This window comes from Flavobacterium haoranii (genome assembly GCF_009363055.1).
GTDB lineage: Bacteria > Bacteroidota > Bacteroidia > Flavobacteriales > Flavobacteriaceae > Flavobacterium > Flavobacterium haoranii.
Genome location: NZ_CP045292.1, coordinates 1885715 through 1906638 on the forward strand (window position 1 = coordinate 1885715; position 20924 = coordinate 1906638).

General features: G+C 32.4%; 17 protein-coding genes and 3 pseudogenes. 13 read left to right on the forward strand and 7 right to left on the reverse strand.

Features of this window, described 5'->3' with window-relative positions; genetic code table 11:
* Positions 1 to 28 precede the first annotated feature (28 nt).
* Both GCU34_RS14415 and GCU34_RS14420 read left to right on the forward strand, forming a co-directional pair.
* Positions 29 to 411 (forward strand): annotated as a pseudogene (locus tag GCU34_RS14415) (polysaccharide deacetylase family protein).
* Between the two features lie 119 nt (positions 412 to 530).
* Positions 531 to 632, forward strand: a pseudogene (locus GCU34_RS14420) (polysaccharide deacetylase family protein); the annotation flags it as partial.
* A 23-nt stretch (positions 633 to 655) separates the two neighbouring features.
* Here GCU34_RS14420 and GCU34_RS09025 read toward each other — a convergent pair.
* The 3 genes from GCU34_RS09025 to GCU34_RS09030 form a co-directional block, all read right to left on the reverse strand.
* On the reverse strand, positions 656 to 952 hold the full coding sequence (locus GCU34_RS09025; RefSeq protein ID WP_072783118.1) for a thioredoxin family protein: 297 nt from the start codon (positions 950 to 952) through the stop codon (positions 656 to 658).
* A gap of 65 nt (positions 953 to 1017) precedes the next feature.
* Complete coding sequence (locus tag GCU34_RS14425; RefSeq protein WP_394367526.1) at positions 1018 to 1338, reverse strand: metallophosphoesterase; 321 nt, start codon at positions 1336 to 1338, stop codon at positions 1018 to 1020.
* A 56-nt stretch (positions 1339 to 1394) separates the two neighbouring features.
* Positions 1395 to 2237: a metallophosphoesterase gene (locus tag GCU34_RS09030; protein ID WP_394367527.1), complete on the reverse strand. Its 843-nt coding sequence runs from the start codon at positions 2235 to 2237 to the stop codon at positions 1395 to 1397.
* A 115-nt stretch (positions 2238 to 2352) separates the two neighbouring features.
* Between GCU34_RS09030 and polA the strand changes: the two genes are divergently transcribed.
* From polA to tsf, 9 genes and pseudogenes are all read left to right on the forward strand, one after another.
* Positions 2353 to 5196 (forward strand): DNA polymerase I, encoded by a 2844-nt coding sequence (gene polA, locus GCU34_RS09035; protein WP_072783114.1) that lies wholly within the window; start codon positions 2353 to 2355, stop codon positions 5194 to 5196.
* A 183-nt stretch (positions 5197 to 5379) separates the two neighbouring features.
* On the forward strand, positions 5380 to 5640 hold the full coding sequence (locus tag GCU34_RS09040; protein ID WP_072783111.1) for an autorepressor SdpR family transcription factor: 261 nt from the start codon (positions 5380 to 5382) through the stop codon (positions 5638 to 5640).
* Positions 5637 to 6278, forward strand: coding sequence for an SdpI family protein (locus GCU34_RS09045; protein WP_072783109.1), 642 nt, complete (start codon positions 5637 to 5639; stop codon positions 6276 to 6278). The genes GCU34_RS09040 and GCU34_RS09045 overlap by 4 nt, the downstream gene beginning before the upstream one ends.
* Positions 6279 to 6281: 3 nt before the next feature.
* Complete coding sequence (locus tag GCU34_RS09050; RefSeq protein ID WP_072783107.1) at positions 6282 to 7586, forward strand: serine hydrolase domain-containing protein; 1305 nt, start codon at positions 6282 to 6284, stop codon at positions 7584 to 7586.
* Positions 7586 to 8329 (forward strand): nicotinamide mononucleotide transporter family protein, encoded by a 744-nt coding sequence (locus GCU34_RS09055; protein ID WP_072783105.1) that lies wholly within the window; start codon positions 7586 to 7588, stop codon positions 8327 to 8329. Before GCU34_RS09050 ends, GCU34_RS09055 begins: the two co-directional genes overlap by 1 nt.
* Positions 8330 to 8414: 85 nt before the next feature.
* Positions 8415 to 8870 (forward strand): 50S ribosomal protein L13, encoded by a 456-nt coding sequence (gene rplM / locus GCU34_RS09060; RefSeq protein ID WP_072783103.1) that lies wholly within the window; start codon positions 8415 to 8417, stop codon positions 8868 to 8870.
* Positions 8870 to 9256 carry a 30S ribosomal protein S9 gene (gene rpsI / locus GCU34_RS09065; protein WP_072783101.1) on the forward strand — a complete coding sequence of 129 codons (387 nt, stop codon included), beginning with the start codon at positions 8870 to 8872 and terminating at the stop codon, positions 9254 to 9256. The genes rplM and rpsI overlap by 1 nt, the downstream gene beginning before the upstream one ends.
* A gap of 171 nt (positions 9257 to 9427) precedes the next feature.
* Complete coding sequence (gene rpsB, locus GCU34_RS09070) at positions 9428 to 10177, forward strand: 30S ribosomal protein S2 (RefSeq protein WP_072783099.1); 750 nt, start codon at positions 9428 to 9430, stop codon at positions 10175 to 10177.
* Between the two features lie 132 nt (positions 10178 to 10309).
* Positions 10310 to 11130 (forward strand): annotated as a pseudogene (gene tsf, locus GCU34_RS09075) (translation elongation factor Ts).
* Between the two features lie 48 nt (positions 11131 to 11178).
* On the opposite strand, the gene GCU34_RS09080 reads toward tsf, so the two are convergent.
* From GCU34_RS09080 to GCU34_RS09095, 4 genes are all read right to left on the reverse strand, one after another.
* Positions 11179 to 12894, reverse strand: a complete 1716-nt coding sequence (locus tag GCU34_RS09080; protein WP_084656850.1) for a T9SS type A sorting domain-containing protein — start codon at positions 12892 to 12894, stop codon at positions 11179 to 11181.
* Positions 12895 to 13225: 331 nt separating this feature from the next.
* On the reverse strand, positions 13226 to 14794 hold the full coding sequence (gene amaB, locus GCU34_RS09085) for an L-piperidine-6-carboxylate dehydrogenase (RefSeq protein WP_072783093.1): 1569 nt from the start codon (positions 14792 to 14794) through the stop codon (positions 13226 to 13228).
* A 73-nt stretch (positions 14795 to 14867) separates the two neighbouring features.
* Positions 14868 to 15401: a 3-hydroxyanthranilate 3,4-dioxygenase gene (locus tag GCU34_RS09090; protein ID WP_072783091.1), complete on the reverse strand. Its 534-nt coding sequence runs from the start codon at positions 15399 to 15401 to the stop codon at positions 14868 to 14870.
* 66 nt (positions 15402 to 15467) lie between these two features.
* Complete coding sequence (locus GCU34_RS09095) at positions 15468 to 16586, reverse strand: endonuclease/exonuclease/phosphatase family protein (protein WP_072783089.1); 1119 nt, start codon at positions 16584 to 16586, stop codon at positions 15468 to 15470.
* Positions 16587 to 16726: 140 nt separating this feature from the next.
* Here GCU34_RS09095 and GCU34_RS09100 point away from each other — a divergent pair, with 140 nt between their 5' ends.
* Positions 16727 to 19576 carry a carboxypeptidase-like regulatory domain-containing protein gene (locus GCU34_RS09100; RefSeq protein WP_072783087.1) on the forward strand — a complete coding sequence of 950 codons (2850 nt, stop codon included), beginning with the start codon at positions 16727 to 16729 and terminating at the stop codon, positions 19574 to 19576.
* A gap of 17 nt (positions 19577 to 19593) precedes the next feature.
* Positions 19594 to 20916, forward strand: coding sequence for a DUF5689 domain-containing protein (locus tag GCU34_RS09105; protein WP_072783086.1), 1323 nt, complete (start codon positions 19594 to 19596; stop codon positions 20914 to 20916).
* Positions 20917 to 20924: the final 8 nt, after the last annotated feature.

The window sequence follows — 20924 nt, forward strand, 5'->3', positions numbered from 1 at the left end:
CACGAACATTGTTCGTGGTTTTTTCATTATGAATTGGATTAAAACAAATAGAATTACCAAAATATTATTCTCAAATTATATCTGGGAAATTCCAAATAAATCGAAAAAGGTTTACCTTACTTTTGATGATGGACCTATTCCGGTAGTTACCGAATGGGTTTTAGATACGCTTAAAAAGGAAAACATTAAAGCTACTTTTTTTGCATTGGAGATAATATTAAAAAACATCCTGAAATTTTTAAAAGAATTATTAACGAAGGCCATTCTATAGGAAATCATACCTTTAATCATCTAAAAGGGTGGGAAACCAACAAAAATGTGTACTTAGAAAACTTCAATTTATGCGAGGATGAGATTCTAAAAAATTGGGCAAAAACACCAATCTTTTTCGTCCTCCTTATGGTAAAATAAAATTTTCACAAAGTAATTTAATACGCAAAAAAGGCTATAAAATTATTATGTGGGATATTATCAGTTTCGATTTTGACGCCAATACAAGTCCTGAAAAGTGTTTTTCTAATGTAAATGAGAATGTAGCCTCAGGAAGCATTATTGTTTTTCACGATAGCTTAAAAGCAGAAAAAAACCTTAGGTATGCTTTACCCAAAACTATAGAAGCAATAAAAGAGAAAGGATATATTTTTGATGTAATTAGTTAGGCTTGATCTTGTACTAAAGAAATAAGTGTATTTGCATCTAATTCTCCGCTTTGACGCCAAACCATTTGCCCTGATTTATAAATCATCAAGGTAGGGAGTCCTTTAACACGAAGCGCTTCTGCTAACTCTCTGTTTTTATCAACATCAATTTTAATTACTCTAGCTCTATCTCCTAATGCAGCCGCTACATCACGAATGACTTCATTCATAGCCACAGAAGGTGAATCCCATTCTGTAAAAAAGTCAATTAGAACGGGTACTTGAGCATCAATTAATTCTCCAAATTTTGACATAAAATTTCAATTTTTATTCGGAAACACTATACAAATTTAGCATTTTAATTGAATTATTAATCAATTTAACCTTTTTTTAGCTCAATTACTGTTATTTCGGGCATAATACCTACTCTGCCAGGATAAGCATGAAAACCAAAACCTCTGTTTACATAAACATAACGGCCTAAGTTTTCGTACAAACCAGCCCACTGTTTATAAACATATTGAACCGGACTCCATTTTATCCAACCTGGAATTTCAATTCCAAATTGGAACCCATGTGTATGCCCCGAAAGTGTTAAATGATAATGATTGTTGTCGTGTTGTACTTCAGCATCCCAATGACTGGGATCGTGACTCATTAAGATTTTAAAATCTTCTTTAGCAACTCCTTTTGAAGCCAATTTTAAATCGCCAGCTTGTTTAAATTTTACACCCCAGTTTTCTACACCAATTAATTTTATTGAATCGTTACCTTTTTAATTTCAACATTTTCATTCAGCAAAAGTTTAAAATCAATTTGACGGTGTAAATCTTTAATTTCGGTAAAATTTTGTTCTTTTTCTTGTTTAGAATTCCATTGATAATATTCACCATAATCATGATTTCCTAAAACCGAATATTTTCCTAAAATAGGGTTATGAATTCGTTTAAAAGTATCAATCCACGGATACATTTCATCCGCTTTTGTGTTTACGATATCGCCTGTAAACATAACCAAATCGGATTGCTGTTCGTTGATTAAATCAATCGCATATTCAATCTTTTCTTTATCGTCAAAACTGCCGCTGTGAATATCTGAAATATGAGTAATCGTAGTTCCATCAAAACTATCTGGCAAATCAGGAAAAAACAAAGTCTGTTTCATTACTTTAAAATTGTACTTCCCTTTTGTCATTCCATAAATTAATGATGTAAAAGGAATTGCAGCTAAACCAAGCGCAACCTGACTGATAAACTTTCTTCTTTCGGGTAGAAATTTTTCTGTAGAATCACTATTAGAAATGTATCCAAATAATCCAGCAAAAAATCGGAAAACGTCTTCAGAAAACAAAACTAAAGTCAGTATAATTTTTGGTAAATAAATCAATAAAAAAATACCAATCGTCCACTGAAAAACATGCGATTGCGCATCATTTCTATTGTGGGTAGTGATATAATAAATTAAATATCCAATAAAAACTAGTGAAGTGATAATGTAACCAATCAAAATCAATTTCGATTTAGTAGCAGTTCTTATAGCTTGGAAAGAATAAAATTCAATAATAGAAAATAGTAGTATGGGGATTAACCAGCGTAGCATTTTACTTTTTTAAGCAAATGTAATTAACAAGAAATCAAATCGCTATAAATTTATATTTTTTTAACACCTTAACATTTCGTAAAGAATTGTATTTTTACGTTTTAAACTCAATTACATGTCACAAAAACGATTATTTCTACTCGATGCTTACGCTTTAATTTTTAGAGGATATTACGCTTTTATTAAAAACCCAAGAATCAACTCAAAAGGCATGGATACTTCAGCCATTATGGGTTTTATGAACTCTTTGATGGACGTAATTCGTCGTGAAAAGCCCGATCATTTGGCAGTAGCTTTCGACAAAGGCGGAAGTGATTATCGTTTAGAAATGTTTCAAGAATATAAAGCTAATCGTGACGAAACGCCGGAAGCCATTAAAATAGCCGTTCCCTATATTCAAGAATTACTGCGTGCCATGCAAATTCCCATCATGGAAAAAGCAGGTTTTGAAGCCGATGATTTAATTGGAACTTTGGCCAAACAAGCTGAAAAACAAGGCTACCAAGTTTTTATGGTGACGCCTGATAAAGATTTTGCGCAATTAGTTTCTGAAAATATTTTTATGTATCGTCCAGCTCGTATGGGGAACGATATAGAAATTTGGGGAATTCCTGAAGTGCAAGCAAAATTTGAAGTAGAACACCCTTTACAAGTAATTGACTTTTTAGCGATGATGGGCGATGCTGTCGATAACATTCCTGGATTACCAGGTGTAGGTGAAAAAACAGCTAAAAAATTCTTAGCACAATATGGTTCTATCGAAAATCTTTTAGCCAACACTCACGAGCTGAAAGGCAAAATGAAAGAAAACATTGAAGCAAATAAAGAAAAAGGAATTCTTTCAAAAAAATTAGCTACTATCCTACTCGATTGTCCAGTTGAATTTGATGAGAAAGACTTTGAATTTTCAAAACCTGATGTTGAAAAAACGGATGCTATTTTCCAGGAATTAGAATTCCGTCAAATGAAAACACAATTCGACAAGCTTTTTGGTTCTGGTAAAGAATATGATGAGATTGACTCTAATGGAAATGGAAATACTGCTGAACCTGCTAAAAAAGTAGCTCCAAAAAAATCTGCCGAAAATCAAATGGATTTATTTGGTTTTAGCGATGAAGAAGAAACACCAACCAACTCTTTTTACGCCACTTTAGAATCAACGGAGCACTTTTATCAAATGGTACAAGGCGATTTAGGCTTAAAGTTGTTTTTACAAAATTTAGAAAAGCAAACTTCGGTTTGTTTTGATACCGAAACGACAGGAATTGATGCTTTAAACGCCGAATTGGTTGGAATTGCTTTTTCGTGGGAAAAAGGAAAAGGTTTTTACGTTCCATTTCCAGAAAATCAAGAAGAAGCCAAAGCTTTAGCCGAAAAATTTATTCCGTTTTTCTCTAATGAAAGTATTGAGAAAATTGGTCAAAACATGAAATACGATATTAAAATTTTGGCGAATTACGGAATTGAAATCAAAGGAAATTTATTCGACACCATGATTGCGCATTATTTGATAAATCCAGACATGCGTCACAATATGGATGTGTTAAGCGAAACCTATTTAAAATATTCGCCTAAACCTATTGAAAATTTAATCGGTAAAAAAGGAAAAAACCAATTATCAATGCGTCAGGTTGAATTAGAAGCGGTAAAAGAATATGCAGTGGAAGATGCTGATATTACGTTACAACTAAAACAACACTTTCAACCCATTTTAGAGCGTGTTGGAACCAAAAAATTATTCGACGAAATTGAAATTCCATTAGTTGAAGTTTTAGCAGCTATGGAGCGCGAAGGTATTCGTTTAGATGTCGATTTCCTAAAAGCAATGTCAACTGATATGGCGAAAGAAATTGCCGCGTTCGAACAAAAAATATACGAAGAAGCCGGTGAAACTTTCAATTTGGCTTCACCAAAACAATTAGGTGATATTTTATTTGACAAACTTAAAATTGGCGGAAGTAAACCTAAGAAAACCAAAACCGGTCAATATGCAACAGGCGAAGAAGTCTTGAGTTATTTGGCTAAAGACAACGAAATCGTGCAACATATTTTAGAATGGCGCCAAATGGTGAAATTACAAAACACGTATGTTGATGCGTTACCAAATCAAGTCGATGCTAAAACCAATCGCGTGCATACCGATTATATGCAAACAGTTGCCGCAACAGGTCGTTTGAGTTCTAACAATCCCAATTTACAAAATATTCCTATCCGTACCGAACGTGGTCGTCAAATTCGTAAAGCTTTTATAGCTCGTGACGAAAATTACACCTTGTTAGCTGCCGATTATTCTCAAATTGAATTACGCATTATTGCAGCTTTATCGGGTGAAGAAAATATGATTAAAGCCTTCCAAAATCACGAAGATATTCACCGAAGCACCGCTGCAAAAGTTTTCAATGTAGCTTTAGAAGATGTTACCAAAGAACAACGTAGTAATGCCAAAACGGTAAACTTCGGAATTATTTATGGAGTTTCTGCTTTTGGTTTAAGTAATCAAACCGATTTAACTCGAAGCGAAAGTGCAGCTTTAATTGATGCGTATTACAAAACCTATCCAAGATTGAAAGCCTATATTCAAGAACAAATTGAATTTGCTCGCGAACATGGTTATGTGGAAACCGTATCGGGAAGAAGACGTTATTTAAAAGATATTAATTCGGCGAATGCTGTGGTTCGTGGTGCTGCAGAACGAAATGCAGTAAATGCGCCAATTCAAGGAAGTGCTGCCGATATCATTAAAATTGCGATGATTAACATTCACAAACGCTTGAAAGTGGAAAATTGGAAATCAAAAATGTTGCTACAAGTACATGATGAGCTTGTTTTTGATGTTCATAATAGTGAATTAGAAAAAATAAAACCAATGATTCAACACGAAATGGAAAATGCATTTAAACTAGAGGTTCCACTAGTAGTAGATATGGGAGAAGGAAACAATTGGCTAGAAGCGCATTGATTTAGTTTTCAGTTGATAGCAAACAGTAAACAGTTTGATTGACTTGTCATTTCGAGCGGAGTGAGAAATCTCATAAAATTATTTAGATAATGTGATTTCTCTTGCTAGTCGAAATGACATAAACAAAACAAAATTTGCAAATTCAAAATAATATTTAGATATTTGTCTAAATATATAATTAAAATGAATACGATTTTTAAAGCATTGAACGACGAAACACGAAGGGAAATTCTAGAATTACTTCGTAAAGGTGACATGACTGCTGGCGAAATTGCAGATCATTTTAATATTTCTAAACCTAGTATTTCACATCATTTAGATTTGCTCAAACAAGCTGATTTAGTTACAAGCGATAAACAAGGACAATTTATCATCTACTCACTTAATACCACTATTGTTGATGATATTTTAAAATGGTTACTAACTCTAAAAAGACAAAAATGACAACTTTAAGAAAAGAACTTCCGTACATTCTAATCGCCTTAATTCCGTTTATTTATTTGGCATTTATTTGGAATCAATTGCCGGAAACAATCCCTATACATTGGAATGGAAAAGGCGAAATAGACGGCTATGGCTCAAAAATAGATTTATTAGGAACAGTTTCAATGCTCTCTGGTTTAAGTTATTTTTTAATACTCGTGTTTCCAAAAATTGATCCGAAAGGAAAATTAAATGGCATGGGTTATAAATTGAATCAAATTCGAATATTATTAACTACTTTTATGTCAGCATTATCAATATATATTATATATAATACTCAACAAGCTGAATCACAACCTACAATTGCATTCGCATTAATTGGCTTACTTTTTGCTGGTTTAGGAAATTATTTTAAAACTATTAAACCAAATTATTTTATTGGAATTAAAACCCCTTGGACATTAGAAAATGAAGAAGTTTGGAAAAAAACACATCTATTTGGTGGTAAATTATGGTTTATTGGCGGTTTGTTAATTTTTATTTTAAGTCTAATAATTCCTGATAATTATTCGTTTTATGTATTAATAACTGTAACAGTAATTATATCAATTCTACCAATTATATATTCCTATCTAGAATTTAAAAAATTAAAAGCTTAAATCATGAAAAAAACTATTTTCCTTTTTTGTCTACTTTTTTCATCAGTAATCTTTTCACAAGAGCGTTTTGAAAAAATCGACGAGTATTTAAACTATCTATATAATAACGATAAGTTCATGGGAAGTCTTTGCATTCGTGAAGGCGAAAATGTTGTTTTCAATAAAGCATATGGCTATGCCGATGTTGATAAAAAAATTGAAGCTGATAGATTAACAAAATATAAAATTGGTTCCATTACAAAAACTTTTACTGCAGTAATGGTTTTACAGTTAATTGAAGAAAAAAAGTTGCGTTTAGAAACTAAACTTTCAAAATATTTTCCAAAAGTTGCTAAAGCCGATAGTATTTCTATTTCCGATTTATTGTACCAAAGAACCGGAATTCCAGACTATATTAATCATGATAGTTTAACTCAAGCAGAACTAAATGCTCCAAGTATTAAAGAAGCTATTTATGCTAAAATTGAAAAGCACGAATCGCGTTTTAGTCCAGGAAGTAAATTTGAATATAGTAATTCTAACTATTATTTATTAGGAGGAATTATTGAAAAGGTAACCAAAAAATCATTCTCCGAAAATTTACAAGAAAGAATTGTTAAAAAAGCCGATTTAAAAAACACGTATTACAAAACTTCAACTACAGATGCTAGTGTTAAAGAAAGTTATTCGTACACCTTTAATGAAAAATGGGAAGTAACACCAGAATGGAAAAATGAAACTGCATTTTCTGCGGGAGCCATTATTTCAAATCCTGCCGATTTAACTCGATTCATGAGAAATTTATTTACTGAAAAATTAATTTCAAAAAAGTCATTAGACATCATGACCGATTTAAAAGATGGTTATGGTGCCGGATTACTACAAGCTCCTTTTGGTGATAGAAAATTTTACACCCATACAGGAGGAATCGAAAACTTTAGATCAGTTGTAGGATATAATGTTTCAGAAAATCTAGGTATTGGTTTAATTGTGAATGGAGATAATTATAATAGAAATGATATTATGATTGGCGTATTAAGCATTTATTACAAACTACCATTTCCTTTTCCAAGTTTTGAAAAACTTGACAGCGAATTAATTACTAAATACACTGGAACTTATGCTTCTGCTGAAATACCTATTAAATTAACAATTTTTGAAAAAAATGGAGACTTAATGGCTCAAGGAACAAATCAACCTGTATTTCCATTAACACTTAAAGACAAAAAAACATTTATCTTTGCTACAGCTGGAATTGAAATAGATTTTGAAGAAAATAGTTTGATTCTTAAACAAGGCGGAATGAAAATTAATTTTTCTAAAGAATAATGCAAAGTAGTACAACAGAAATTACTCCTCCTATAATTACAAAAATTAAAAAGATAACTAACAGTCAATATCTTGATGTAGTAGGAGTAATTCTCGTTGTTTCAGTCTCAATATATTTAGAATACTACAAAACCACTTATAGTTTTTCATTCAACAACAAAAACTATATTTTCTTTTTAGGATATTTCTCTATTTTAAATACTTGTTTTTCCATGATGGCTACACGATTAGTAACCAAAAAAAACAACTTTGGTAACCTAATTGGAACTTTAAATACATCTTTGAGTGGAACTATAGATTATTTATTGGGAAACATTGGAGCAATTTTAACCTATCCGGTTTCCTTCTTTGGTAATTTTATCGCTTACCGTATTTGGAAAAAAAAGAAAAAACTAAATAGTATCGACTTTATTTTCTTTAGAAATATTGGATTAGGTCTTTTATTATCCTTGCTGTTAAATTATATTGCCTTTACTTCTTTTTCAAATCAAGCAATAGATTGGAAATTATTTTTTGCCATCGCTATTCCTGCTGGAATAAGTTTTGGCGGAACCTTTAATCTAGGAAGAATGTATCCAGACAATTGGATCAACTGGCAAGTCTATAACCTATTTAAAATTGTACAAAACTTAATGCTCATGAACATCGCTAACACAGTTAAATATGTCTTTTATTTAATCAATGCAGCATTAGGTTTAATAACTTGGAAACACGATTTTAAAGTCACTCAAAAAAATATTTAAAAAAATAGGTTTGTATAATTAATAATAAATTGTACTTTTGCACTCCCTTAATTGGGAATGGAATGTTTAATTTAAATTAATTATTGTGAACACATTAAGCTACAAAACAGTATCGGCTAACAAAGCTACTGCAGACAAACAGTGGATTGTTGTAGACGCTGAAGGGCATAATTTGGGTCGCTTTGCTTCAAAAGTAGCCATGCTATTAAGAGGTAAGTACAAGCCAAATTATACACCGCACGTTGATTGTGGAGATAACGTAATTGTTATCAACGCAGAAAAAATCAACCTTACTGGTAACAAATTAGACGACAAAACTTACGTTCGTCATACAGGTTACCCAGGAGGGCAAAGAAGTTTAACTGCTAGAGTACAACAGCAAAAAAATCCAGCTGTTATAGTAGAGAAAGCTGTAAAAGGAATGTTACCTAAAAACAAATTAGGTGCTGAATTATTCCGCAATTTAAATGTATACGTAGGTGCAGAGCACAAGCATGAGGCTCAAAAACCTAAAATGGTAAACTTAAACGATCTTAAGTAATGGGAGTTATTCACAAAATCGGTAGAAGAAAATGTGCTGTTGCGCGTGTTTATCTAACTGAAGGTACAGGAAAAATCACTGTAAACAAAAGAGAATTTGCTAACTACTTCCCTACACCAACATTACAGTACAAAGTAATGCAACCTTTAGCTATGACTGAAAATGCAGAAAACTTTGACGTTAAAATTAATGTTTATGGTGGTGGTTCAACTGGTCAAGCTGAAGCTGTACGTATGGCTATTGCTAGAGCTATGTGTGAAGTAGATGCTGAAAACAGATTAGTTTTAAAACCAGAAGGATTACTAACAAGAGATCCTAGAATGGTAGAACGTAAGAAATTTGGTCAGAAGAAAGCACGTAAGAGATTCCAATTCTCTAAACGTTAATCTTATCCAATTCGTTCATTTATTTTTATTAAAATTAGAAACAAAGTTGCCCGGATTTTCTTTTTATAAAAGAAATTTAGTTTAGCATCTAAATGAAGCCTAAAGTTTAAAGCAAACTGCTTAAAACGAACGGAACATTGCTAATCAACGGAACGTAAACTATTTAAAAAAATGGCAAACAAAATAGACGTTAAAGAATTATTGGAAGCAGGTGTTCACTTTGGACACATGACTCGTAAGTGGGATCCAAACATGGCTCCTTACATTTATATGGAGCGTAATGGTATTCATATCATTAACCTATATAAAACTGCAGCTAAAATTGAAGAAGCTAACGAAGCTTTAAAGAAAATTGCTGCATCTGGTAGAAAAGTATTATTCGTTGCTACCAAAAAACAAGCTAAAGACATCGTTGCTGAAAAAGCTGCTGCTTGTAACATGCCTTACATCACTGAAAGATGGCCAGGTGGTATGTTAACTAACTTCGTTACTATCCGTAAAGCTGTTAAAAAAATGGCTTCTATCGATAGAATGAAAAAAGACGGTACTTTCGATACTTTATCTAAAAAAGAGAAATTACAAATTGAGCGTTTAAGAGCTAAGTTAGAGAAAAACTTAGGTTCAATTGCTGATATGACAAGATTACCAGCAGCTTTATTTGTAGTTGACGTAAAAGCAGAACATATCGCTGTTAAAGAAGCTCAAAAATTAAACATTCCAGTGTTCGCAATGGTAGATACGAATTCAGATCCTCGTCCGATCGATTTCGTAATTCCTGCAAATGATGACGCTTCTAAATCAATCGATAAAGTGCTTTCATTAGTTTCTTCTGCAATTGTTGACGGTTTATCTGACAGAAAAGCAGAAAAAGAGGATACGAAAGAAACTGAAGCTAAAACAGAAGCTACAGCTAACGAATAAATAATATTTTAATTCCAAAAACAAACTCCAAATTCCAAAAAAGCTTATTTGAAACAAAAGTTGATAATAATTTAAAATTGGAATTTGGTTTTTGAGTTTTGGAATTTTTAATTTTAAAAAAAATAAAAAATCATGGCAAATATTACTGCTGCAGACGTAAATAAATTAAGAACTATCACTGGTGCTGGAATGATGGATTGCAAGAAAGCATTAGTGGAAGCAGAAGGAGATTTCGATTTAGCGATTGAAAACTTAAGAAAAAAGGTCAAAAAGTTGCTGCTAACCGTTCAGATAGAGAATCTACTGAAGGAGCTGCTGTTGCTGTTATCAATGCTGACAACACTGCTGGAGTTGCAATCACTTTAAACTGTGAGACTGACTTCGTAGGTAAAAACGAATCTTTCGTAAAATTAGCTAACGATTTAGCTAACCAAGCATTAAACTATGCTACTAAAGAAGAATTATTAGCTTCTGATTTCAACGGAATCACTGTAGCTGAGAAATTAATTGAGCAAACTGGAGTAATTGGTGAGAAAATCGAAATTGGTGCTTTCGAAAGATTAGAAGGTGCTTTTGTAGGTTCTTACATCCACGCTGGTAAAATTGCTACTTTAGTTGCCTTATCTGCAAACGTTGCTGGTGCTGAAGAAGCTGCTAAAAATGTAGCTATGCAAGCAGCTGCTATGAACCCAATAGCTTTAAACGAAGCTGGTGTTGATGCTGCTATCATTGAAAAAGAAATCGAAATTGCAAAAGAACAATTAAGAGCTGAAGGAAAACCAGAAGCAATGTTAGATAACATTTCTAAAGGTAAAATTCAACGTTTCTACAAAGACAACACTTTAGTAAACCAAGATTATATTAAAGATGGTTCTATGAGTGTTGCTGCTTATGTTAAAACTGTTGACGGTGGCTTAACTGTTACTGGTTTCAAAAGAGTTGCTTTAGGATAATTTTTCCCAAAAGACATCATAAAAAAAGCCAGCTAAAAGCTGGCTTTTTTATTGTTTCAAAATTTTCAATAGTTTATTCTCACTTTTAAGTTTTAACAAGTAACATCCTTTTGAAAGTTCTTGTATGTTTATCGAATTTTCATTCACTGATAAACTGCCAATTTTTACTAATTGACCTGTTACATTATATAGTTCATATTTTGTGTTTTCAGTAACAGATACAGTTATAAATTCATTAGCAGGATTAGGATATATTCTTATTTGACTCTCATCAAAACTTTCATTGCTTAATGGTGTACAAGCTTGTGTAGAAAACTTTGCTAAGAAAAAATCGCTTGGACCACCTTCATTTGTGGAAACATTATTGTTCATGTCATAAATATAATGACCAAAACCACCTCCAACAATATAATCACCTGATGCATCAACAGCAATTGCATTACCAAAATCAGTACTTCCCACATCGCTATTAATTTTATTTAAACTCAAACAATTTCCCGTTGTACTATCAAAACGAGCAAATAAAACGTCTTGACCTTCATTTGTATTTGTAATATTAATAGTTTGTGAACCCCAAGTAAAATTAGTACCAAAACCCCATCCCGTATATGCAATCTCACCACCATTATATTTTATTGCTCCAAAGTCATTTGCATTTGTATTTGATTTTGTTGCCCATATATAATTTGTGCCAGTTGAATTTATTTTCATAATATATGGATAACTACCACCTGCAGAATTGCTATACCCTAATATACTGTCGTAATTAAAAGGTGCAATTCGTCCACTTAAGTATATGTTATTTGAAGAATCAAAATCTACACCATAAAACCGCATAGCGCTTGCTGTAGAATTAGTATTTTCAATTTTCCATTGATACTGCCCCAAATTATCATAACAAATTAATGCCGCAGAATTAACTATTGACAGACCATTAATCGAAAAAGTCCCTCCAGAATTAACTTTTCTATAAGTCATATAAAAATATCCATTATATGGGTTTCTATAATAATTTGCTACAACTGGATAATTATTTTGAACAGTTCCTAATTGTATTGCTTCCATAAAAGTTCCATCTGGATAATATTTTAATACATAAGGAGTCTCTGGATCTGGATTACTATTTGTAAAAGCTCCATCTGCATAAATGCCTGGTGGCAACCAGACTGACCAATAAATGATATCATTATGTATTTCAACATTATAACTGGCTGTATAAGCTCCAGCTAGAGAGGGAGTTGTGGGCAACTGCGGACGTTTTACATATTGTATAATTCCATTAGTATCAAATTTAGCTAAGAAAATTAATGTACAAGCAGAATCTGTATTAATAAACTCGTATTCATCATCTATTCTTGCATAATAAAAATTTCCTGCTCCACCACCATTACAAGTGGCAACATTTCCCGCTACATAAACATTATCTTGGCTGTCTACCTGAACAGCATTAATATTTTCAGTACCATTACCACCTATAATTTTACTCCACCTATAAGTACCATTGCAACTAAAACTAGCCAATACTACATCACTAGGAGTTGAATAGCCGTAGGTAGCTTTAGAGTTACCGTCTATTTCAACATCACTTCCTCTAACTCTAGATAATATATAAATATTATTTTGACTATCCGTAACCATACTATACACTTGCTCTTGTGTATATGTATCGGCCGTTCCTGTTCCGCCTCCTTCTTTGATCCATTGCCAATCTTGTGCTCTAGAAAAAGTACCTATCAATAAAAATAGTAGTAGTTTTATTTTCATAACGTTTTATAAGTTTTACTAAGATACTTTTTTTAGAATTGGTTGCGTAAAAACTTAACTAATTTGTTCTCAATACGCTTCGCTATTAGAACTGACGGAACAAAATGTTACTTTTCTCGAACTGCATATTTAAAACTGAAATCCGTCACTTCGAGTAAATTTTGAAAAAATTGTATCAAGAAGTCGCGAAAAAATAGTTCTCGATACGCTTCGCTACTCGAACTGACGATATGGAGTATTACTTTTTCTGAAACTGACGAAAACAAAAAATCCCGCCAAAAGCGGGATTTTTTCTATTCTCTATATTCTATTTTCTTTTATCTAAAAGAAACTATAAATCAAATTTAATTCCTTGTGCTAAAGGTAATTGATCAGAATAGTTAACTGTGTTGGTTTGTCTTCTCATGTATACTTTCCAAGCATCTGAACCTGATTCACGTCCACCACCAGTTTCTTTTTCTCCACCAAAAGCACCACCAATTTCAGCACCAGAAGTTCCAATATTTACATTTGCAATTCCACAATCTGAACCTGCAAATGATAAGAATTTCTCTGCTTCTTTCATGCTGTTTGTCATGATAGATGAAGATAAACCTTGAGCTACACCATTTTGTATCTCAATGGCATTTTCAACTTCTCCACTATATTTCATTAAGTATAAAATTGGTGCGAAAGTTTCGTGTTGTACAATTTCAAAATGATTTTCAGCTTCAATAATTGCTGGTTTTACATAACAACCACTTTCGTATCCTTCTCCTTCTAAAACACCACCTTCAACTAATACTTTTCCGCCTTCCGCTTTGGCTTTTTCAATAGCCGCTAAATATGTATTTACCGCATCTTTATCGATAAGCGGACCTACATGGTTTTTCTCATCTAAAGGATTTCCAATTTTAATTTGCTTGTAAGCCCCAACAATTGCATCGCGAACGGTATCATAAACCGATTCGTGAATAATTAAACGTCGCGTAGAAGTACAACGTTGTCCGCAAGTTCCTACTGCTCCAAAAACTGCTCCAGGAACCACTACTTTTAAATCAGCTGTTGGTGTAATGATAATGGCATTGTTTCCACCTAATTCTAATAATGATTTCCCGAAACGTTCTGCAACCTTAGCACCAACAATTCTACCCATTCTTGTAGAACCTGTAGCAGATACTAAAGGAATACGCGTATCTGTAGTAATCATTTCACCTACTCTATAATCTCCGTTTACAATACAAGAAATACCTTCTGGTAAACCATTAGCTTTTAAAATATCGGCAATAATATTTTGGCAAGCAACAGAACATAAAGGTGCTTTTTCTGAAGCTTTCCATACACAAACGTCACCACAAATCCATGCTAAAGCGGTGTTCCAAGACCAAACAGCCACTGGGAAGTTGAATGCAGAAATAATTCCAACCACTCCAATTGGGTGCCATTGCTCACGCATAACGTGTCCTGGACGCTCTGATGGAATTACTTGTCCGTTTAACTGACGAGATAAACCTACAGCAAAATCACAGATATCGATCATTTCTTGAACTTCTCCGTAACCTTCTTGTAGTGATTTTCCCATTTCGTAAGAAACTAATTTCCCAAGAGGTTCTTTTAATTCTCTTAATTTATTCCCAAACTGACGCACAATTTCTCCGCGTTGAGGAGCTGGCATCGCTCTAAACGTTTTAAAAGCTTCAGTTGCTTTTTGCATTACTCTTTCATAATCTTCAGCAGTTGTCGCTTTAACTTTTCCAATTAATTGACCATCAACTGGAGAATAACTTTCGATAATTTCTCCATTTGAAAACCACTCACTTCCTGTAGAAGTACCTTCATTTAACTCTTTAATACCTAACAATTGTAAGGCTTCTTTCATCCCAAATTGTTCAGCAACTGACGATTGTGTTATTGTTGACATTTTAACTTTTTAATTTCTAATTGTTATATAATACAAATGTATAAAATTTTATTATTCTTTAAAGTAACAAGATTTACTTAATAAATTTTTTATCTACCTCCATAATTTCACCACATTTTTGACAAGTTCGCAATTTTTCGGAACTGTAAAAATCTTTAAAGTGAGGCAAAAAATCTTTTTCTATGTTGTGTAACTCAAAATACACTTCGTGCAAAGGGTTGTTACAATTATCGCAAAACCAAAGTAAACCATCATTAAAACCTTTACCTGCTCTTTTACGCTCTATAACTAATCCAACTGAACCTTCTGTTCTTGCTGGAGAATGTGGCACTTTTGCAGGATGCAAATACATATCACCAGCACTTAACTTCATGGCTTTTTTCTTTCCATTCTCTTGAATGTAAACTGTTATTTCACCTTGTAGTTGATAAAATAATTCTTCTGTTTCGTTATAATGGTAATCTTTTCGTGCATTGGGTCCTCCAACAATCATTACAATATAATCTTCAGATTCTATGTAAAGGTTTTTATTTGAAACTGGAGGTTGTAATAAATGCTTATTTTCTTCAATCCATTTTTGAAGATTGAAAGGCTTCGCTATAGACATAATATTTTTTTATAAAAATACAAAGAAAAAAGGTTAGCCTAAATTTTGACTAACCTTTTCTTATAATTATTTATACTCTTTAATTAAGTAAACATATACTGGGAAGTGATCACTATAACCCGGAACTCCGTTTGAATTACGTTTTGGATATCCTTTCCATGGACCTTCATTTTGAATTAAATAAGGCTTAATGAATCTACCAGCTTTCCAATATGTCCAAGTAGTAAATTCTTTTTTCTCATATTTCTCTTTTCTTACTAAAGGTTCAGAAAGCATGATTTGATCGAATAAATTCCAAGCATCTCTATATCCTAAAGTTCCTTCACCATTTTTATACATTTTCTCCATAGGGTTATACATACCAAATGGTTTGATGTCTTCTTTATTTGCAACAGTACCAATTTCCTTTTTAACACTTTTATTAACTGGGTCATCATTTAAATCTCCCATTGTAATAATGTTTGCATTAGGATTAATTGCGTATAATGAATCGATAATCTTGCGATTTAATTTACCAGCTGCTTCACGATATGGACTACTTCTTTTTTCTCCACCAGAACGAGATGGCCAGTGATTCACAATAAAACTAATTTCTTCACCATCTAATAATCCTGTTACTAATAACTGATCACGAGTGTAAACTCTTTTAGATTTACCTTCAGCTTTAGCATGATCATCATCAGCTTCGTTAGTCTCTTCAGCTTTTCCTTTTTTACTATCTAACATATCAGAAGTAATATATAAAGGAATGTTTGTATAAGATGTAGGTGTAAAATGCTTTGGTTGATACAGAAAACCAACGTCAATCCCTCTTTTATCTGGTGAATCAAAATGAACAATCTGATATCCTAAATCTTTGATTTTTGGATTTCTAACTAAGTCTTCTAAAACCCCTCTATTTTCAATTTCACATGTTCCTATTATAGTAGGTGCACTTTTTTGAACATCACTTGTTCCTAATTCAGAAATTACACGAGCTAAATTATCTAGCTTTTTATTGTAATTTTTTGACGTCCATCCTTTTACAGGAAGATACTCTTCGTCATAATTTGGACCTTTTATAGTATCAAAAAGGTTTTCAAAGTTATAAAATGCAACCGTGTGCAATTTATATTTTTTCTCTTGCGCTATTGAATTAATCGCAATAAAAACGGCCAAAACAAGGCCAAATTGTTTAAATTTCATAATGAGAATGTTATGTTATTGTCAACTTTAAAACAAATTGGGTGCCAAAGGTATAAAATAATAACAAAAGTTGTACATTTGTGGGCTGTTAAGATTTTAACACTTAACAATTAATTTAATATTAATTATTTAATCTGTTTATGAAGAAACTTTTATTCAGTGCTATTTTGACCCTTGTAAGCTTAACAATGCTTGCACAACAAAATCCTGCGCTAAAAGGTAAAGTGGTTGATTCTAAATCACAAAAACCATTACAAAATGTAGTGGCAACTATTCAAAGCACTAACACTTCAGTTGTAACTGGAGTAGATGGTTCATTTGTTATTCAAGAATTTCCAAATGACCAACCTGTATTAGAAATTACTTACACAGGTTACAAATCTCAAACTTATGTTTTAGAACCAGTAAAAGGAGAAACTTTAGATTTAGGAGTTTTATCTTTAGAAGAAGATATTACGTCTGAGTTACAACTAAGTTTGGTTACTATTACGGAAAATGATTTAGGAGACGAAAATACAGGTTCTGAGAGTACATCAGGACTTTTACAAGCTTCTAGAGACACTTACCAACAAGCTGCTGCTTTTAACTGGGGACAAGCACGATTTAGAATTAGAGGTTTGGATAATCAATACGGAACTACAATGATCAATGGTATCGTAATGAACAAACTTTATGACGGTAGACCACAATGGAGCAATTGGGGCGGTTTAAATGATGCTACTCGTAACCAAGAATTTACAATGGGGTCAGCTCCTTCAGATTACACATTTGGAGGAATACTTGGAACACAAGAAATTAACACGAGAGCGTCTCATTACAGACCAGGGACAAGAATTTCAATGTCTGGAACCAATACAAATTACAATTGGAGAACTATGGGAACTCATGCATCAGGCTTTAATAAAAAGGGTTGGGCATTTGTAGTTTCTGCATCAAGAAGATGGGCAAAAGAAGGCTACTTTGAAGGAACTGATTACAGTGCGAATTCTTTATTTGCTTCAGTTGAGAAGAAATTTAATGACAAACATAGTTTAAACTTTACTTCAATTTATGCACAAAATAGTAGAGGTAAAAACTCACCTAATACTAAAGAAGTAACAGACTTAATGGGTATAGATTATAATTCTTATTGGGGATGGCAAGATGGTAAAAAACGTAACTCAAGAGAAAAAAACATAGAAGAACCTATAAACATGTTGTCTCACTATTGGAAAATAAGTGAAAAAACATCGTTAAATACAAATATTGCATACCAGACAGGTAAAATTGGAAATTCAAGAATCGATTACCAAGGGGTTCCAAATCCTGATCCTACATACTACAGAAATTTACCTAGTTATTTTCTTTCTTTATATGAAAACGACCCAGCTGTTGTATCGGCTCAAAATCCTTCGGCATATTTACCAGGTGGTTTAGGCGGACTTTATACACCGGATTTACTTGGTGCATACAATGCAGAATTCTACAAACAGCAACAAATAGATTGGCAAAAACTTTACGATACAAACAAAGCTGCAGGAAGAAGTGTTTATGTGTTATATGAAGACAGAACAGATGACAAATTATGGAATGCCAATACTATTCTAAATAGTGTATTATCTGATAATATTGTTTTAAATGCAGCTGTTAACTATAAGAATTTAAGATCTCACAATTTCCAATACATGTTGGATTTGCTTGGAGGAGATTATTTCCTAGATGTTGATAATTTTGGAACAAATGCAGATCAACAACAATCTAACTTGAATAATCCAAATAGACAAGTAAGAGAAGGTGATAAATATGGTTACAATTACAAATTGAATGCTAATGTTATTGATGCTTTTACTCAATTCAAATTTAAGTATAAAAAAATTGATTTTTATTTAGCACAACAATTCTCAAGATCTGAGTATCAAAGAGAAGGTCTTTACAGAAATGGATATTATCCAACTAACTCTTACGGCAAAAGTAAAAAAGTTGAATTTGATAATTTTGGATTTAAAGGTGGTTTAACTTACAAAATTAATGGCCGTCATTTAATTGACTTTAATGCAATTTACATGAGTAAAGCTCCTGACTTAAGAAGCTCTTTTTCTAATGCTAGAGTAAATAACAATGTAACTGTAGACTTAAAAAGTGAAACACTTTCAAATGTTGATTTAAGCTACATAATTAGAGCTCCAAAATTTAAATCAAGATTAACTGGTTTCTTCTCTCAACAAAAAGATGTAACAGAAGTTAGCTTCTTTTTCTCTGAAGGTACAGTAGAAGATTTCTCAGGAGAAGGAGACACTAATGCTTTTGTTAATGAAGTTGTTACTGGTTTAGACAAAAGTAATTATGGACTAGAATTAGGGTTAGAATATCAAATTACTTCTACAATTAAAGCTATGGCATCTGCTACTTATGCAGAATATATATATTCAAACAACCCTAATGTTTATTTATCTGTTGATAATCAAGGTTCTGCAACAAATACTAATACAGCAAGAAGCTATGGAAAAGCTTATTTAAAAGACTATCACTTACCTGGTGTTGCTAATAATGCCGCTTCAATTGGATTAGAATATCGCGACCCTAAATTCTGGTGGGTTGGGGTAAACTACAACTATCTAAGTGGGTCATACTTAGATATTTCTCCTTTGCTAAGAACTAATAACTTCCTTAAAGACCCAACAAGTTATAGTGGAAGTGCATTTCCTGAGATAACTCAAGATAGATTAAGACAATTATTAAAACAAGAACAACTTGACGATATTTATTTATTAAATTTACAAGGAGGTAAATCTTGGAGAATAAGCAATAAAAACAGAAATACGTTTGGTTTCTTCGCCTCTATTAATAATGTCTTAGACAAGCGTTATAAAACTGGTGGTTATGAACAAGCAAGAAACGCTAATTATAGAGAACTTAACCAAGATGTGTCAAGTGGAAATCCTGCTTTCGCTCCAAAGTATTTTTATGGATACGGAAGAACTTATTTTGTTAACTTTTACATTAATTTCTAAAAAAATAGCATAACAATATGAAAAAAACAATTTTTAAAACAGCAATTTTAATCGCATCTGTATCTTTATTTACAGCGTGTGTTAATGGTGATGATTATGACACACCATCATTAGAATGTAATGAAACTTCCCTTGTTAAAAACTTAGAAGTATCGGCAATCCCTTTCAGTTCTACAATTACACAATACACTGATGAGGATATTGTTGAAGCATATGTAACCTCAAGTGATAGAGATGGGAATTTCTTTAAATCTATTTCGATGCAAACTTTAGACGGAAGTGATGCATTTAGTATTTCAGTTGATGTAAATGCTACTTTCGTAAATTTTGAGCCAGGCAGAAAAGTATTGTTAAATTTAAAAGATTTATATTTGTTAAATAATGTAAGTGGATTTGGAAATGGTGGTAAAGTAATCGGATCACTTTATATCTCACCTACAAACGGATCTGTTTCAATTGGAAGAATTCCTCAAGCTCAATATTTAACCGCATTAAACAGAAGTTGTACAGTTGTAGATGAAGATCAACTTGTACAAACTGTAACTATTGCTCAAGCTACTTCTAGCGATGCTTATTTAAATAAATTGATTGAAATCGAAAATGTACAATTCAACAACTCTTCAATCAATACTACATATTATGACCAGTATAACGCTATAGGTGGTTCGACTAATCATACAATAGAAGATGCAGATGGTAATTCAATGATTTTTAGAACTAGTAGCTATGCTACATTTGCACACCATAATGTTGCTGAAGGAAATGGTAAAATAAGAGGTGTTATCACAAAATATGGTAACGATTATCAATTCTTTGCTAGATATGAAAGTGATATTATGTTAGACAACCCAAGAATTGTTCCTTTATTTGAAGAATCTTTCACATCTAATTGGAATAATTGGACAAAATATAGTGTTGTTGGAGCTCAAGTTTGGACGTTAGACACACAATATGGTAACCCAGGAAATTGTGCTAAAATGTCTGGTTATTCTGGTGGAAATCAAAACAATGAGGACTGGTTAATTTCTCCTTCAATCGACTTAACATCAATTACTACGGCAAGTTTAAAATTTGATACTTCTAGTAAATTTGCAGGTAACCTATTAGAAGTTTACATTTCAACTGATTATGTTTCTGGCGATCCAAATGCTGCTACTTGGACACAATTAACTGGTTTTAATTTGGACACAAATACTGGCTCTTATATTTGGACTGCTTCTGGTGCAATTGATATTTCAACTTTTGCAGGAAACAATGTTTATTTAGGTTTCAAATATACTTCAACTACTTCAGCGGCTACAACTTGGGAAGTTGACAACGTAAAAATTGAAGGACAATAATTCTATAT